Genomic DNA, 18389 nt, shown 5'->3' on the forward strand with positions numbered 1-18389 from the left:
TCACAGCGCCAGCACTTCGTCCTCCCAGAAGTCGAAGGGTTGCGCCTGCACCGTCGCGGTGCCTGCGGCATCGGGCTGCGCCGCCGCGGTGCCCAGCACATGCGACTGCGCCAGCGCGGTGCCCAGCGCGCCAGTTGCGTCGCCCGCGTCCAGTTGGGCCACAGCCACGGCGACGCTGCCGCCGGCCAGCCCGTCCAGGTAGGCCTGCGTCGCGCTGTCCGCGTCGGCCGGGGCCAGCGACAGCGAGACGGCCGCCAGGCTGCTGGCCGAGAAGGCCTGTCGCAGCGGCGTGTCCAGCTGCAACGCGAAGGCACCCAGCGGGCCCGCCTCGGCCGGGTCCATCGGCGAGGTCGTGCGCGTGGGCTGGCCCACCGCCAGCAGCTGGCGGTAGCTCTGGCCGCCGGCCAGCAGGTTGAAGGCCGAGACGCTGCCGTCGCTGTCGCGCACCACCAGGCCATCGGGCGCGTCCACGTCGATGCGGCTGGCCTGCACCACCAGCGCGGGCAGCGTGGGCTGGCCGCCCTGCATCAGCGGGCCGCGGCCGCGCATGACGAAGTCGCCCGCCACCACGTTGACCGCACCGCCCGCGGCCGCCGCACGCACGGTGCCGCGGCTGCTGCTGACGGCCACCACGCCGGTGCCGGCATCGACACGGCCCAGCACCACGTCGCCGCCAGCCGCGAAGGCCGCGCCCGCTCCGTGCAGCACCAGGGCCGTCGCCGCCTCCATGCGGATGGCGCCGGTGGCATCGACCTGGAACACGCCGGTGATGTCCAGCGCACCGGCCCCGCGCAGGCTGACGTCGCGGCCGTGCACGTTGAGCTCGCCGGTGGTCAGCAGCGAAAGGGTCTCCAGCGCCAGCAGCGCGTCGCCCGAGGCCGGCACGTCGCCCGCGGCGGCCGACTGGCCGAGGTCCACGCGGGCGAAGCCCTGCAGCGCTTCCAGCGTCTCGCCGCTGATGAGCAAGCCGGCCGCGCCAGCCGCGTTGCCAGTGCTGTCCACGCGGATGCTGCCGCCCGCCGTGGCGGTGGTCAGCGTCGCGGTGGCATCGCCGGCGCCATGCACGATGCCGTCGAAGCGCAGGCTGTCGGCGGCGATCAGCAGGTCGCCGCCGGTGCCCACGTCCACGTCGGCCAGCGTCACGGAGGCGGCGCCCACGATGCGCAGCGTGCCGCCGCCGAGCGTCACGGCCTCCTTGAAGGCCACGCTGCCCGTGGCCTCGACCACCAGCTCGCCCGACACATGCACCGAGCGCTCGAACACCACGTCGACCGCATCGCTCACGCGCAGCACGTCCAGCGGCGTGCTCTGGCCGACCGGGCCGGTCACGCTCACCGAGCCGCCCGAGGCCGCCAGGATCAGCGAATCGGCCGCGCCGCCCTGGCCGTCCACCGCCCGGTGCAGCACGATGTCGCCGGCACCGCCCACGCCCGACTCCAGGTGCACCTCGCCGGCCACGACCAGCAGGTCGTCGACGTCGATGCCGCCCTGCACCAGGATGCTGGCGTCCTTCGCCGTCGTGCCCGCACCCGAACCCTGCACCGCCAGCGAGGCGGCCGAGATCGCGCCCTGCAGCAGCGTCTGACCGCCGCTGCCCGTCGCCTGCAGCACCAGCGCGTCGGCCAGGTGCACCGCCTCGTCGCGGCCGGAGATCTGCACCTGCTGGCCGGCGGCGTCGCTGCCGATCACGATGCGCGAGAAGCCCGGCACCAGGAAGGACAGGTCGTCCACGCCCAGGTAGAGCGCGTCGGGCTGGGCCGCGTGCAGGCCAGCGTCGCCGATGGCGATGGCATGGCCCGCGCTCGCGCCGTGGATGGCCAGCACGCCGCCCGCGCTGGCGATGGCCGCCGACAGCTCCATGCGGTCGGCCGCCAGCGTCACGTTGCCGCCGCCGCCTGCGACGCTGCGCGTCACGCGCAGCTCGCCCGCATCGGACTGCAGCAGGATGCCTGCACTGGCCGTCAGCGCGGCCGCGTCGATGTCGCCCGAGGCCTGCAGCGTGATCGCGCCGGTGGCGGCCACGATGTCGCCGCCCGCCGCGCCGGTGATGCCACCGCCGCTGGTCAGGATGCGCACCGCGCCGCCGCCCACGGCGGCGATGGCGCCATCGCCCGCGGACGACTGGCCGTCGGTGAGCCGCACATCGCCATGCGCCGTCAGCACCACGTCGCCGCCCGCGCTGGTGCGCAGGTCGGACTGGGCCAGGCCCAGCACCGTGGTGGCGCCGGCTGCATCCACGCGCCGCACCGAGACGCCGACCTCGCCCACGGTCAGGCCGTCGGCCTCGTCCAGATGCAGGCCGCCGGCACCCGCGCGGGCGCTGAGCGTGCCGACCTGGACGGCGAAGACGTCGTCGGCCCGGCCCACGGACTGGGCCTGCAGCGCCAGGCCCGCGGCCTGCACGTGCACGCCCGCATCGCCGTTGTCCAGCACCGCGCCCTGGTCGGACAGCAGGGCCACCTGGCCGTCCGTCTGGATGCGGGCGATGCGCAGGTCGCCCTGCGCCTGCACGCGGATGTCCGCGGCACCCTGCAGCAGGCTGCCGGTGCCCATGGCGATGCCGCCGGTGCTGGCACGCAGGTACAGCGTGCCGCTGCCGCCGGTGGCCACGGTGACGCCCGCGCCGGTGCGCAGGTCGCCGCCGGCCAGCAGGCTGACGGCGCCGCCGTCGCTGTGCACATCCGACAGCAGGGCCAGTTCGCCTGCCGCCTGCAGCCGCATCACGCCCTGGGCGCTGCGGGCGCCGGCGCTGCCGGCCTCCAGCGTCAGGTCGCCGCTGCCGTTGCCCAGCACGACGGCGCCGCTGCCGGTGGCCTGCAGGCCATCGGCCGTGGCCGCCCCCAGGGCCGTGGCCGTGCCGCCGGCCGCCACGCGCGAGACGGTGACGCCGACCGGGCCGACCGCCAGGGCGTCGCGCTCCTGCACGAACAGGCCACCGTCGCCGGCCGTGGCGGCCAGGCGCTGCACCTGCGTGTCGATGGCGCGCGCCGCGCTGCCGATGGCCTGGCCGGCCGACAGCAGCAGGGCCCGGGCCTGCACCGTGGCCTGCGCCCCGTTGCCGCCGTCGACCAGGCTGCCGCCGGCGATCGCCGCCACGTCGGCGTCGGTCACGATGCGGCCCAGCGTCAGCTGCTGCCCGGCCGCCACGCGGATGTTGGCCTGCGCGCTCAGCACGCTGTCGACCGACTGGGTCAGGTTGCCGCCCGCATCCACGTCCACCGTGCCGGCGCCGCCCGTGCGGAGGTCCGCCCCGGCGTCGAAGCCGATGGCGCCACCCGCACGCACGCTGATCGCACCGCTGCCGCTCAGCACGTCGGCCTGCACCGTCACGTTGCCCGCCAGCGCCTGCACCAGCACGTTGCCGCTGCCATGGGCCGACACGCTCGCGCCCGCGCCGTTGGCCGTGCCGTCGCCCAGCACCAGGGCGCCCGTCGTGCTCTGCAGCACCACCGCGCCGTTGCCGCCCAGCGTGCGCAGGTCCGACTGCGCCGCATCGGCCACCACCGTCGTGGTGCCATCGGCGCCCACGCGGTTGATGCTGGCCGCCACGTCGCCCACGGTCAGGCCGTCGGCCTCCAGCAGGTAGACGCCGCCGTTGCCGGCGCTCGCGCTCAGCGTGGTGACCTTCGTCTCCAGCGCGTTGGTGGCGCTGCCGATGGCCGTGCCGGCCTGCAGGCGCAGGCTGCCCGCCTCGATGTTGACCGTGCTGTCGCCCGCCGCGTCCGCATCCACGATGGCCGTGCCGGCCACGATGGAGACCGTGCCGCCGGTCGTGATGCGGCCGATGGTGGCCGTGGTGCCCGCGTTCACGCGCACCGTGCCCGTGCCGCTGGTCAGCAGGCTGCCGGCGTTCATCGCCAGGGCACCTGCCGCATCCACGTCCACCGTGCCGGCGCCGCCCGTGCGGAGGTCCGCCCCGGCGTCGAAGCCGATGGCGCCGCCCGCACGCACGCTGATCGCACCGCTGCCGCTCAGCACGTCCGCCTGCACCGTCACGTTGCCGGCCAGCGCCTGCACCAGCACGTTGCCGCTGCCATGGGCCGACACGCTCGCGCCCGCGCCGTTGGCCGTGCCGTCGCCCAGCACCAGGTCGCCCGTCGTGCTCTGCAGCACCACCGCGCCGTTGCCGCCCAGCGTGCGCAGGTCCGACTGCATCGCATCGGCCACCACCGTCGTCGCGCCGTCGGCGCCCACGCGGTTGATGCTGGCCGACACGTCGCCCACCGTCAGGCCGTCGGCCTCCAGCACGAACAGGCCGCCGTTGCCGGCGCTCGCGCTGAGCAGGGCCACCTTGGTCTCCAGCGCGTTGGCCGCGCTGCCGATGGCCGTGCCCGCCTGCAGACGCAGGCTGGCCGCCTCGATGTTGACCGTGCTGTCGCCCGCCGCGTCCGCATCCACGATGGCCGTGCCGGCCACGATGGAAACCGTGCCGCCGGTCGTGATGCGGCCGATGGTGGCCGTGGTGCCCGCGTTCACGCGCACCGTGCCCGTGCCGCTGGTCAGCAGGCTGCCGGCGTTCATCGCCAGGGCACCTGCCGCGTCCACGTCCACCGTGCCGGCGCCGCCCGTGCGGAGGTCCGCCCCGGCGTCGAAGCCGATGGCGCCGCCCGCACGCACGCTGATCGCACCGCTCGTGCTCAGCACGTCCGCCTGCACCGTCACGTTGCCCGCCAGCGCCTGCACCAGCACGTTGCCGCTGCCATGGGCCGACACGCTCGCGCCCGCGCCGTTGGCCGTGCCGTCGCCCAGCACCAGGGCGCCCGTCGTGCTCTGCAGCACCACCGCGCCGTTGCCGCCCAGCGTGCGCAGGTCCGACTGCGCTGCATCGCTCACCACCGTCGTCGCGCCGTCGGCGCCCACGCGGTTGATGCTGGCCGACACGTCGCCCACCGTCAGGCCGTCGGCCTCCAGCACGAACAGGCCGCCGTTGCCGGCGCTCGCGCTGAGCAGGGCCACCTTGGTCTCCAGCGCGTTGGCCGCGCTGCCGATGGCCGTGCCCGCCTGCAGGCGCAGGCTGGCCGCCTCGATGTTGACCGTGCTGTCGCCCGCCGCGTCCGCGTCCACGATGGCCGTGCCGGCCACGAGGGAGACGGTGCCGCCGGTCGTGATGCGGCCCACGGTGGCCGTGGTGCCCGCGTTCACGCGCACCGTGCCCGTGCCGCTGGTCAGCAGGCTGCCGGCGTTCATCGCCAGGGCACCCGCCGCGTCCACGTCCACCGTGCCGGCGCCGCCCGTGCGGAGGTCCGCCCCGGCGTCGAAGCCGATGGCGCCGCCCGCACGCAGGCTGATCGCACCGCTGCCGCTCAGCACGTCGGCATTGGCTGCGGCGCTGATCGCCCCGGCGCTCTGCAGCAGCACATTGCCGCTGCCGTTCGCCGAGACGGCCGCGCCGTCCAGCGAGCCGGGCTGGCCGTCGGTCAGCGTCAGCGTGCCGGTGCCGCCGGTGCGCAGCACGATGCTGCCGTTGCCGCCGGTGGTGCGCAGGTCCGACTGGGCCGCGTCCACGGTGGCGGCGTCCAGCGTGCCGGCCGCATTCACCTTCTGCACCGCCACCGAGACGGTGGTCACGGTCACGCCGTCGGCCTCGCTCAGGAACAGGCCGCCGCCGGCCCCCTGGGCACTGAGGTTGACGGTGGCCGTCTCCAGGTGGTTGCCCGCGGCGCCGATGCCGGTGCCGGCCGCCAGGCGCAGGCCGCCCGAGACATTGCCGGTGGTGATGTTGACGCTGCTGTCGCCGTCCGCGTCGGCATCGAGGATGCTGCCCGCGGTGGCGGTGACCGAGACGCCGCCGGTGGCCGAGGTGAGCGCGATCACGCCCACCACCACGTCCTGCGCCGCGAGCAGGCGCACCGTGCCGCCGGCCGTGATGGTGTTGCCAGCCACCTGGACGATGCTGCCCTGGGCCGATTCCACGTCCACGCCGCCCACCAGGCCGGTGGCGATGCCCACCGCGCCGTTGAAGCGCACGCCCGCCTGGCCCAGCACCGTGACGAAGCCGCCCGTGCTGCCGCTGGTGGTGATGGCCGCGTCGGCGATCACCCGGCCCGCCAAGGCCTCGATGCGCACATGGCCGCCCGCGCCGCTGCCGTTGCCGGCCGCCACGGCCACGCCGTCGGCGTTGCCGCCGTCGCCGAGCACGAGGTCGCCGGTGGTGCTGCGCAGCACCACGCCGGTGTTGCCGGTGGTGACGATGTCGGACTGCGCGGCATCGGCCAGGGCCGAGAGGCTGCCGTCCGCCGCCACGCGCTGCACGCTCGCCGCCACCGCGCCGACGGCCAGGCCGTCGGATTCGAGCAGGAACATGCCCGTGGCCCCGGCGCGCGCCGAGAGCGTGGCCACCGTGGTCTCCAGCGCGTTGGCGCCGGTGCCGATGCTGCCGCCCGCATCCAGCCGCAGGCCCGCGGCCTGGATGTTGACCGTGCTGTCGCCCGCGGTGTCGGCGTCGAGGATCGCGCCGCCCGCCGTCACCGACACATTGCCCGCGGTGCCAACGCGCGCCAGGGTGGCCGCACCGCCCGCCTGCAGGCGGATGTCGCCGCTGCCGGTGGCAAAGCTGCTGCCCACCGTCTGCGTCAGCGCGCCGCTGCCGGCCTGCACGTCCAGGCTGCCGGCGCCGCTGCTGCGGATGTCGGCATTGGCCGTGACCGCGGTGCCGGCCCGCACGCTGATCGCGCCGCCCTGCGACACCACCGCCCCGTCGAGGGTGATGGCGCCGGCCAGGGCCTGCAGCAGCACGGGGCCGCTGCCGGCGCTCACGCCGCCGCTGCCGGCCGTGCCGGCGCGCAGCACCAGGTCGCCGGTGACGCTGGTGAGCACGATGGCGCCAGCACCGGTGGCGGCCAGGTCCTCCTGCGCCGCATTCTGGGTGGCCACGGCACTGCCGTCGGCCTGCACGCGCTGCACGTCCACCGTGACGGCATCCACCGCCAGGCCATCGCTTTCGGCGATGAACAGGCCGCCCGCACCGGCACTCGCGCTCAGCGTGGCGACGGTGGTCTCCAGCGCGTTGGCGCCGCTGCCGATGGCCGTGCCCGCGTCGAGGCGCAGGGCGCTGGCGCGCACGTCCACTTCGGTGTCGCCGGCCGCGTCGCCGTCGACGATGCGGCCCGACGCGCTCAGCGACACGCGGCCGCTGCCGGCGTCCACCGACTCCAGCGTCAGGTCGCCGCCCAGTGCGCTCAGCAGGACGTTGCCGTCCACCGTCGCGATGGTGCCGCTGCCCTGCGCCTGCACCAGGTCGCGGCCGGCGGTGGCGCCGACGGTGGCGCCGCTGCCCAGCGTGAGGATGGCGGCGTTCTGGCGCAGGTCCTGCGCGGCGGCCAGCGTGATGTGGCCGGCCGTGGCCGTGAGGGCCGCATCGATCACCAGGTCGGCCCCGGTGCCACCGGCCTGCAGCAGCAGGTTGCCGCCGGCGGTGCCGGCCGTCTGCACGGTGAGCGTGCCCGCCGCGGTGGTCAGCACCAGTGCGCCGCCCGCCGTGAAGGCCGCCTGCGCGGCATCGACGCGCGACGGCGTGCCGCTGCCATCGAGCCCGACGCGCACGACGGCGATCTCGCCCACCGCGCCCACGGTCAGGGCCGTGGATTCGGCGACGAAGAGGCCGGCGCCGGCCGAGGCGCTCAGCACCGCCGCTTCCGTCTCCAGCGCATTGGCGCCGCTGCCGATGGCGCCGCCCGCCGACAGGCGCAGTTGGTAGGCCAGCACGTCGACGGCGCCCGCCGTGGCCTCGCTGGCGTTGTCCAGGATCGCGCCACCGGCCACCAGGCTCACGGAGCCCCAGCCGGACTGGCCGGCCAGGCTGCCGGCCGCACGGTCGGCCGCGGTGCGCGCATCGACCAGGCCGACCGTCAGGTCGCCGGTGGTCGCTTCCACGCGGATGTTGCCGCCGCCGGTGCGCAGCACGCTGCCGTCGGCGATGGCGACGCCGCCCTGCGCCTGCAGGTCCAGCGTGCCGCTGCCGCCGGTGGAAATCACCACGCCCGCCGACAGCGCGAGGCTGCCGCCGGTGGAAAGCACGCTCACGCTGCCGCTGTCCGCGCCCACGTCCGCCGCGAGGGTCACGTCGCCCGCGGCCTGCAGCCGCACGGCGCCGCTGGCCGCGCTCACGCCCGCGGTGCCGGCCGTGCCGGCGCCCACGGTCAGGCTGCCCGCCTGCACCTGCAGCACGATGGCGCCCGCGCCGGTGGCCGACAGGTCCTCCTGCGCGGTGCCGGCCACGGTACCGGCCAGCCCGGTGGCGGCAACGCGGCTCGCGTCGACCGTCACGCTGCCCACCACCAGGCCGTCGGCCTCGCTGACGAACAGCCCACCCGCACCCGCCGCGGCACTGAGCGTGCCCACCGAGGTGTCGAGCGCATTGCTGCCGCTGCCGATGGCCGTGCCGGCCGTCAGGCGCAGCGCCGTGGCGCTCACGTCCAGGTCGCTGCCGCCATCCACGTCCAGGATGCTGCCGGCCGTGGCCGCGATGGCCACGCTGCCGCTGCCGGCGTCGACCAGCTCCAGCCCCACGTCGCGCGCCGCGGTGAAGACCACGTTGCCGCCCGCCGTGCGGGTCTGGCCGCTGCCGGCCGTCTGCAGCAGGTCGCGTCCGGCCACCTGCTCCACGCTGGCGCCGGTGCCGCTGCTGGCCACCGTGGCCGCCTGCAGCAGGTCGCGCCCGGCGATCAGGCTGGCCGCGCCGCCCGCGCCGATGCGGGCATTGAGCGCCAGGTCGGTGCCGGCTTCCAGCCGCAGGGTGCCCGCGGCGTCGATGCCGCGGTCGTTGGCCGTGCCCTCGTTCACGGTCAGGCTGCCCGCGGCCGTGAGCACCACGCTGCCGCCGCTGACCACATCGGAGATGCGGCCGGCGGAGGTGCCGCTGCTCCCGCCGTCCACCCTGACCTGGTTGACCACGATGACGCTCATCGTGTCCACCGTGAGGTCGCTGGCGTCCGCCACGAACACGCCGCCCGTGCCGGTGGCCGCGGCGCCCATCACGGCCGCCTCGATCTCCAGCGCGTTGCTGCCGCTGCCGATGCCGTTGCCTGCGGCACTGCCCGCCAGCAGGCGCAGGTTGCGCGCATACACGTCCACCGACGGCACGGTCTCGCCCTCGTCGTCGAGGATGGAGGCGCCCGCCTGCACGCTCACCGAGCCCCAGCCGGACTGGCCGCTCAGGCTGCCGGCCGTGCGGTCGGCGGCGCTGCGCGCGTCCAGCAGGCCCAGCGTGGCCGAGCCGGTGGTGGCCATCACCTGGATGTTGCCGCCGTCGGTCTGGGCCACGGCGCCCGCCCCCATGGTGAAGCTGGTGCCGGCCAGCACCGCGATGTGGCCGCCGCCCGTGGCCAGGGCGATGCCCGCGGCCTGGGCGATGGCGCCGCCCGCGCTCAGCGTCAGGTCGCCGCTGCCGGAGCTCACGGCCGCGCGGATCTGCAGGCTGCCCGGCGTGGCACCGGTCCAGGCATTGGCGAGCAGCACGTTGCCGCTGCCGCCGGCCGTCACGGCCGCGTCCACGATCAGGTCGCCGGCGCGGGACAGGCCGTTGGTCACCACGATGGCGCCACCGTCGCCGCTGCGCAGGCCCACCAGGGTACTGCCGCTGGCGGACGAGACGCTGCTGCCGTCGGCGCCGATGCGGTTGACCGCCACGGCCGCCACGCTGCCGATCGTCAGGCCGTTCTCCTCGCCCACGAAGAGCCCGCCGCCGCCCGCACTGGCGGCCAGGGTGCTCACCGAGGTCTCGATGCGGTTGGCCGCCGTGCCGATGCTGCCGCCCGCCACCAGGCGCACCGAGCCTGCCGTCAGGTTGACCAGCTGCGGCGAGGCGCCGTCGGCATCCGCGTCCAGGATCGAGCCCGAGGCGCCGATGGCGATCAGGCCCGCGGTGCTGCTGCCGGTGCCCACGGTGCCGATCACGGCGTCGCCACCGGCGGCATCGATGCGGATGTTGCCGCCCGCGCTCAGCACGCGGGCCGCGGCGTCCAGCGCGATGCCGGCGTCGGCCGCCAGCTCCACGGTGGCGCTGCCGCCCAGGGCCTGCGCCTTGAAGGCGCTGCTGCCGACGATGCCGTCGGCCGACAGCAGCGAGAGGCTGCCGCCGCCGGCGGCGCTCACGTCGGCGCGCAGCTCCAGCGTGGCATCGGTGCCTTCGGCCGCCTCGCCGCTGCGCAGGCGGATGTGGCCGCTGCCGGTCTGGCGCACCGTGCCTTCGACCACCAGCCGTCCGTCGGTGGTCTGGATCACGATGGCACCGCTGCCGGCGTTGTCGATGGCGGTCATGCCCGAGGCCACCAGGCGCAAGGCCGTGGCCTCCTGCACGTACACGCCGCCCGTGGCGCCGTTGGTGGCGCTCAACTGGGCCACGCGGGTCTGCAGCGCGGCCGAGGCGGCGCCGATGCCGGCCGCGGCGCTCATGCGCAGAGCGGCGGTGTCGCCGTCGATGTTGGGCCCGTCGCCGCTCAGGTTGTCGCGGATCGCGCCGCCGGTGGCCGTGAGCGTCACCAGCCCGCCCGCCAGGATGCGGCTGAGCGAGAGGTCGCCGCTGTCGGCCGTCAGCGTCACGGCGCCGGTGTTGCCGGCATTGACCGAGCCGATGGTCGCGCCGTCGGCCATGGCGATGCCGGCGCTGGCGCGCACGTCCACCAGGCCGCCCGCGGCGGCGATGTCGCCGCCCAGCGAGGCGCTGCCGCCATTGGCGCGCAGCGTCACGCTGCCGCCGGTGGTGGCGATGCGCCCGTCGTGCGTGGTGTCGTCCAGCAGCACGATGCCGCCGCTGGCCGTGAGCGACACGGCGCCGGTGGTGCTGGCGATGGCCTGGTGCACCACCAGGCTGCCGCCGTCGGCCGTCAGCGACACGCTGCCGCTGCCGGCCTGCAGCACGCCGGTGCCCGAAGCCGCCACCGTGAGCTGCCCGGCCGTGGTGGCCACGCCGATGTTGCCGCTGGCGCCCGCCTGCGTCTGGGCCACGCCCAGCACCGTGAGGTCGCCGCCGGCCGCGGTCTCGCGGATGGTGATGTCGCCCAGCGTGCCGGTGTGCGTGGCGCTGACGCTGTCGAGCTGGGTGGCGCCCAGGTTGATGCCCGAGGCCGCGGTCACCGTCAGGTGGCCGCCGATCAGCGCCTCGCCCGTGGCGCCGTCGGTGGCGGCGTCGAACTGCTGCACCGAGCCCGTGGCCGAGTACAGGACGATGTCCTGCACGCCGGCGGCGGTGCGCGCCTCCATGGTGTTGCCGATGCGGATGTTGCCGATCGCGTCGAGCTTGACCGTGCCTTCCACCAGCAGCGTCTGGTTGGCGAGGTTGGCATCCTCCACCGTGATGTTCTGGCCGTAGACCTCCAGGTTGTCGCGCAGTAGCGGCTGGCCCGCCGTGGTCAGCGCCGCGATGCGCACGGTGCCGGTGCCGGTGGCATGGCCGGTGCTGCTGTCGTAGCCGCCGATCACGATGGTGCCGAAGCCGTCGGCCAGCTTGCGCACCTCCTGGTCGTTGATGTTGAGCGTGGCGTTGGTCACGCTGTTGATCGGCGAACCCACCTCGATGTTGAGGCTGGTGGTGGTGGGCCGCAGCCAGAGCGTGCCGGTGCCCACGATGGACTCGTCGCCGCCCTGGAAGTCGATCTCGTCGCCCTGCAGCACGATGTCGCCACCGCCCTGCACCACCACGCCGCCCTTGAAGATCACCTGGCTCGCGCCCTGGATCACCAGCTTGCCCGAGGTGAGCACCACGTCGCTGTAGAAGGTGACCACGCCGCTGGCGGTGATCTGCAGGTCGCCGTTGACGGTGACCGGGCCGTAGAAGGTGACGTTGTTGGGCAGGTTGACCTCGCTGCCCACCGTCACGCCGCCGATGGTCAGGCCTTCGAGCGCATCGTCGCCGCCCACGGTGCCGCTGATGACGATGTTGTCGGCCGCCTCCAGGCGCAGGTAGTCGGGCGTGGCGTCCTGGTTGCCGTTGAGCATGTGCGACGGCAGGCTGCCCAGCTGCAGGCTGCCCGTGCCGTCGGTGCCGGCGCGCAGGGTGATCGGCGCGCTGGCGGTGCCGCCGTTGATGCGCACCGAGTCGTTGATGGTGATGTCCGAGTCCGAGGACGCGTTGGCCGAGACCGTGGTGGTGTTACCCGAGCCGCTGATGGTCAGCGAGGCGTCGTGCGTCAGCACCAGCTCCTGGTTGATGTAGACCTCGCCGCCCAGGTTGGGGTTGAGGATGACCAGGTCGTCCTTGACCTGGATCGTGCCGCCGGACACGCCCTCGCCGCCCAGGTAGACCTTGAGCGCGGTGTCGGTGCCGCCGATGACGATCTGGCCGAAGCCGTCCTGCAGGTGCGACAGCGAGTCGTTGCTCAGCTGCATGCCGCCGCCGGTGCTGCCGGCATCGCCCAGCACCACGGTGCCGGTCGGGTCCGAGGGCTTGAAGGTGAGCGTGGCCCCGGCGCTGCGCACGTCGGCGGCGATGCTCACCTGGTCGGAGCGGATGGTGATGTCCTGCCCGCCCGCGTCCACGTCGCTCACGAACTTCTGCTCGCCCTGCAGCGCCGCCACGTCGGTCTGGCCGCCGCGCGAGCCGGCCGCCGCGGCGTCCGAGTGCACGACGATGGAGCCGGTGGCGAACACCACCACGTCCTGCCGGCTGGTGCTGGAGACGGTGAGCGACTGCGCGTCCACCACGATGGCCTGCGGGCTGAAGGTGAAGTCCTCGTAGCGCTGACCCACCGAGCCCTTGGCCGTGATGGTGATGCCGCCGCCGGCGGCCGACAGCATGGGGCCGCCGGCGCTGCGCAGCACCGTGCCGTTGGCCACGTGCGAGGCGGCGTTGTAGTCCTCCAGGTTCGCCACGGTGATCAGGCCGGTGGCCTGGTCCATGGTGAACTTGTTGCGCGAGAGCATCCAGTCGATGTCGGCGTCGAAGCCGCTGCCGTCGCGCAGCCAGCCCAGCGCGGCGCTGTCGTTGACCACCGACCCGGTGATCGCACGCACCCCGATGTTGCCGCTGCCGCCGGCCTTGACGGTGGCGCCCAGCGAGATGTCGCCGCCCTCGGCCGTGAGGGCGATGCTGCCGCCCGTGGTGTCGACCGCCTGGCCGATGTGCAGGCTGCCGCCCGCATACAGCGCCAGGTCGCCGCCGGCGCTGTGCACGCCGGTGCCGCTCGCCAGCACGTCGATGTCGCCATGGCGCGCCAGGATCGAGACGCGGCCCGCGGCCTGCTGGTCCACGCCCACCAGCTGCAGGCCGTCCACCTCCTCGATGAACACGTCGCCGTGGCCGGCGTTGACGAAGTCCAGCGCCCGCACCTGCACTTCCAGCGCATTGCCGTCCTCGCCGATGCCGCCGCTGGAGCGGATGTACAGCAGCGCGTCGGCCGCGATGACGTCGGTGCTGCCCTCGGCCACGTCCAGCACGCCGCCGGCCACGATGCGCAGCTCGCCGTCGTGGGTGGTGCGCAGCTTGCCCAGCAGGATGGCGCCGCCCGCATCGAGCGAGATGGCGCCGCTGCCGGCATTGACGACGGTGTCGCCTTCCATCGACAGGCTGCCGGCGCCGGCGTCCAGCGTCACCGCGCCCGAGACGCTGGTGATGTCGCCCTGGCCGCTCATGGCCAGGCCGCCCTGGCCGCGCACCGTCACGTCGCCCGAGGCGCTGGACAGCGCCTGGTTCAGCGTCAGCACGCCGGCCGTGGTGACCAGCGAGATGCCGGCGCTGCCGGTGGCGGCGATGGCGCCGTCGACGGTCATGGCGCCGCCGGACTGCAGGTGCACCGCCGCGTGGCTGGTGCTCAGCGCCTGGGTGACCGTCATGCCGTCCTTCTCGTAGATGTCGATGGCCGAGCCGGCCGTCACCGTCAGCGTGTCGGCCTCGATGGTGCCGACCACCGCGCCGTTGACCAGCCGGCCCGCCGACACCGCGCCGGCCGCCGTCAGCGTGACCGCGCCGGCCGAGGCCATGCTGTCGATGGCGATGGCGCCGGTGCGCGAGGTGATGCTCACGTCGCCCGCGGTGCCGGTGATGGCACCGATGCGCACGTCGCCGTCGGCCACGATGGTGATGTTGCCGCCGGCCATCTGGATGCCGGTGATCTCCAGCGCGCCGGTCTGGATCACCGTGAGGTTGCCGTCGCCGGTCATGGTGACCTGCAGCGTGCCGACCTCGGTGGTGAGCGTCAGGTCGTGGCCGGCCGACACCGTGAGCGCGCCCGCGCTGAGCGTGCCGCCCAGCGTGAGCGAGGCGCCGGCGCTGAGCGTGACCGTGCCGCCGCTGCCCACGTCGATGTCGGAGACGACCACCAGGTCGCGGCCCGCGCCGAGCGTGAGGTTGTCGCCGTCGTAGGTGGGCAGGTTGACCACCGTCAGGCTGCCGCTGACCAGCAGGCTGGCATCGCCGGCACTGCGGTCGGGGACGATCAGCACATAGTCGCCGCTCTTGGTGAGCGCCTGGGTGGCGGCGGCATCGCGCACGCTGCCCTTGAGCTCGAAGGCCGCATTGGCCTGCAGCGCCGTGAGCGTGAGGGTGCTGCCCTGCACGCTGGCAGAGACCACGCCGTCCTGCTCGATGCGCTGCTCCAGCGCGCCCAGCACCGAGGCCCAGTCGGCCGTGACGGCCTGGCCGCCCACGGTGTCGCCCACATGCACGGTGTAGCTGCGCGCGCCCACCTGCACGGTGTAGTCCACGCCCGCCTGCGGCGTACCGCTGAAGCTGAGGCGGCTGGCCTGCGTGGCGTCCTGGCCGGCTGCGGCCAGCACGCTGCCCGCGTCGATCACGCCGCCGGCCACCGCCGTCTGCGACAGGCGCTGCACCGTCACGTCATCGACGGTGAAGGCCTGGTTGGCATCGTTGGCCGTCAGCACCAGCTGGCGCGTGGCGGCATCGAAGCCCACGTCCAGCAGCGCATGGCCGCCGTCCACCTCGCCCGCCTCGATGGCGGTGGCCAGGGCGCCCAGCACCGAGGCCCAGCTGGCGGTCACGCCGCCGCTGCCCACGGTGGCGCTGTAGCTGTGGCCGTTGACCTCCACGGTGAAGACGCTGCCCGCGGCCAGCGTGTAGCCGGCCGTCGCCGGATCGGCGAAGACCACATGGCTCTTCTGCTGCACCTGCGCGCCCGCGTCCATGTCGGTGTCGAAGGTGGCGGCGGCCGCACCCGCCTGGCCCAGGGCCGCGGTGCCGAAGGCGTCGTTGGCCACCTCGGCCGCGAGGCCGACCACGCTGCGCTGCGCCACGCTGGCGCCGAAGCTGGTGGAGGCGGAGGCGATGGTCGAGGTGCTGAGCACCGTCAGCAGGCCGCCGGCGCCCGATTGCGGATCGGCGAAGTCGCTGCTGACCTTGTAGCCGCCGTCCTGGATCAGCGTCAGCAGCTGGGCCGTGACGGCCTGGGCGCTGTCGCCGTCCTGCGCGGTGTAGCTGTAGGCCGTGCCGTCGAGCGTGATGGTGTAGGCCGTGCCGGCCGCGACCGTCAGGCTGCGCAGGTCGAGCACGCGGCCGTCGTAGGCCGTGGCGTCGATGGCCTCGCCGCGCTCGATCTGAGCCGCCAGCGCCGTGCGCAGCGAAGCCCAGTCGGTCACGCTGGCCACCGTGGCGGTGGCGCCGTAGCTGGCATGGGCGTCGACCGCCACCGCCAGCCCCTGCACCACGGCCGCCAGGCCGTCGCCGCTGGCCGCGGTGTAGCTGAAGCTCTGGCCGCCCACGGTGAACACGTAGCGCCAGCCCTGCTGCACCTGCAGGCTGCTCAGGTCGAAGTGGCGGCCACCCTCGGTGGTGCCGTCCTGCAGCAGGCCCGCCTGGCCGGCCTGCACGCTCTGCATCGAGCTGCCGCCGACCTGGGTGGCCGCCAGCGTGGCGCCCGCGCTGAAGGTGATGACCGTGCCCGAGGCCTGGGCCGCGATGGTGGCGTCGGCATCGGCCAGCGCCGCCAGCTTGCCGGCGATGCTGGCGCGGGTGTCGCCGTCGGCGGCGATCACGTCGAAGCGCTTGCCGTCGGCCACGGTGAGCGTGTAGTGCGCGCCCGCGACGATGCCGGACAGGCCCGTCAGGTCGACCGTGACGTCGTTGCCCGAGGCCGTGCCGCTGGCCGTGCCCAGGCGGCTGTCGGCCTGCAGCGCCAGCACGTCCAGGCTGCCGCTGCCGTTGCCCAGGCCGGTGACGTCGATGAAGGCATTGGTGCCCAGGCGCACGAGGTAGTCGTGCCCGTCCAGGGTGAGGCCGTAGAGCTTGCCGGACTGCGGCGCGGTGCCGCTGTCGAACAGCACGTTGGTGTGCTGCGCCTGGTCGAAGCCCGGCGCCACGTCGCCGGCCCCGGTGTCGAGGCTGCCGCCGTCCTTGGCCACGCCGCCGGTGACGGCATCGAGCGTGGGCAGCGTCAGCGACACGCCGGCCAGGGTGAAGGGCGTGTTGCCCTGCTCGGCGCTGAGCACCAGCCGCAGGTTGTCCGCATCCACCGTGACGGCGATGGCCTCGCCCTGCTCGATGCGTGTCTTGAGCGCGCCGAGCACGCCGGCCGCCGTGTCGCCCTGGGCCGCGGTCACGCTGTAGGCATGGCCGTTGACGGTGACGGCGTAGATCTGCCCCGCCGCCGGCTGGATGCCGAAGGCCAGCGTGCTGACCTGCGCCACCGACACGCCGGCCGGCGTGAGCGTCTGGCCCTGCAGGTTGACGATGGCGCCGCCGGCCTCCAGCAGCGAATGCTCGGTGACGGTGCTCTGCGGGTCGTAGCTGAAGCCGCCGGCGGCGATGGTGCGCACCTCGACGTCGTCGCCATTGCCGTGCTTGCCGGGGTCGGTGAGCTGGGTGATCTGCGCCGCGCCGCGCACCGTCACCTGGTAGCCGTAGAGGTCGGCGGTGCGGTCGTCATAGGCATCGGTCACCACCGTGGTGGTGCCGTCGGGCTGCAGCGTGGCGACCGACAGGGCCTTCCATTCCTTCACCCCGTGCAGTGCATCGGCGGTGATGCGGCCGGAGGTCTTCTCGGCGCCCAGGTCGGTCGCGGCTTCCACCAGGTCGACGTACATGACGCCGGCCGCGCGCAGGTCGATGTCGCTGCCGCCGGCGAAGTTGCGCACCTCGCGCAGGTACAGGTCGCCGCCGGCGGCGATGTCGATCAGGCCGTCGCGCGCGCTGGCCAGCTCCACCACCAGGCCCGTGGCCTCGTTGATGCGGATGGCGCCGTGCACGGTCGAGCGCACCTTGAGCGTGTCCACCAGCGTGTTGAGTTGGGCGTCGCCCGCGGTCTGCACTTCCAGGCGGTCGGAGATGAACACCGAGGCGCCGTCGCTGGTGACGGCCTGCGCCGTGAGGCTGAGCACGCCGCCGGTGGTGGCCGCGGCCACGATGCCGCTCTGCACGGCCAGCGTGCCCTCCACGATCAGCGTCACATTGCGGGCCGGATCGAAGCCCTGCAGCCCACCGACGAAGCCGCTGAGCGTCAGGTCGTCCTGCACGTGGACGAAGATGTCCTGCCGCGCGCGCAGGTCGAAGCGCAGCGCGGGCAGCTGGTCCACCTGCAGGTTGATGAAGCCCGTCTCCTGCGCCGGCGCGTTGACCGAGGTGCTGCCGCTGGCGTTGACGTCCACCGACTGCTGCACGGCCGTGGCGCCATCGGCGCGCACGATCACCTGCTCGATGGCATCGAGCGCGGCGCTGCCGTCGTAGTGCTGCGCCTTGACGGCGATGGTGCCGCTCAGGTTGACGTTCTGGCCCGCCACCAGTTCCAGGTGGCGGTTGACGCTGAGCGTCACGTCCTTGAGGTTCAGGCTCTCGCCCGTCTGCAGGATCAGCGTGTCGGCGCTGAGCGTGGTGGGCAGCAGCTTGGTGACCGGCTCGCCGCCCGAGGCCTCGGTGCCGAACACGAAGTACTTGCCCGCGCGGTATTCCATCCACTCGGGCGCCTCGAAGAAGCGGTAGAGCTCCACCGTCTGCGCCGCGTCGAAGACCACGCCGCGGCTGTAGGCCAGCGAGTCGCCCGCCGCCGGTGCCTTGACGACCACGCTGCCCTGGTGGCTGGTGAGCGACACGGTGTCGCCCGCCATGCGGCCGTCCACGTCCACCAGCAGGCTGCCTTCGCTCTCGATGGCCACGCGCGTGTTGCCGGTGCCGGCGGTCACGCTGCTCAAGGCCTGGACCACGGTGAGGCCGGCGTACTTCTCGCCCACGCCGTCGAAGTCGTGCAGCGCGATGTCGCCGCCCGTGGTGGTCGCGTCGAGTTCGTTGACGGCGATCTCCAGCCCGGCGATGCCGGTGGCGGCGCGCACCGTCAGGCGCTGCGCCACCACGTCCACCGCCGCGTCGGCGAAGGACTCGGCCACGGCGCCCTGGCGCGAGATCAGCGTCACCAGGCCGGCCGAGCTCAGGCTCTGCTGGGCCTGGCCGTCCACCACCGGCAGGTCGGCCGCGGTGGCGGCATGGACGCCCGCCGAGACATGGCGCACCAGCA

At 74.3% G+C, this 18389-nt stretch carries 1 protein-coding gene (cut by a window edge); it reads right to left on the reverse strand.

The window, feature by feature from the left end; all coding sequences use genetic code 11:
* Positions 1 to 18389, reverse strand: the 3' end of a protein-coding gene (locus ACT54X_RS13200) for an LEPR-XLL domain-containing protein (protein WP_476346934.1). 28624 nt of this gene lie beyond the right edge of the window; only the last 18389 of its 47013 coding nucleotides appear in the window; its start codon lies off the right edge, out of view — the gene reads right to left on this strand; its stop codon occupies positions 1 to 3.

This window comes from Pseudacidovorax sp. DMC4, assembly GCF_056314265.1.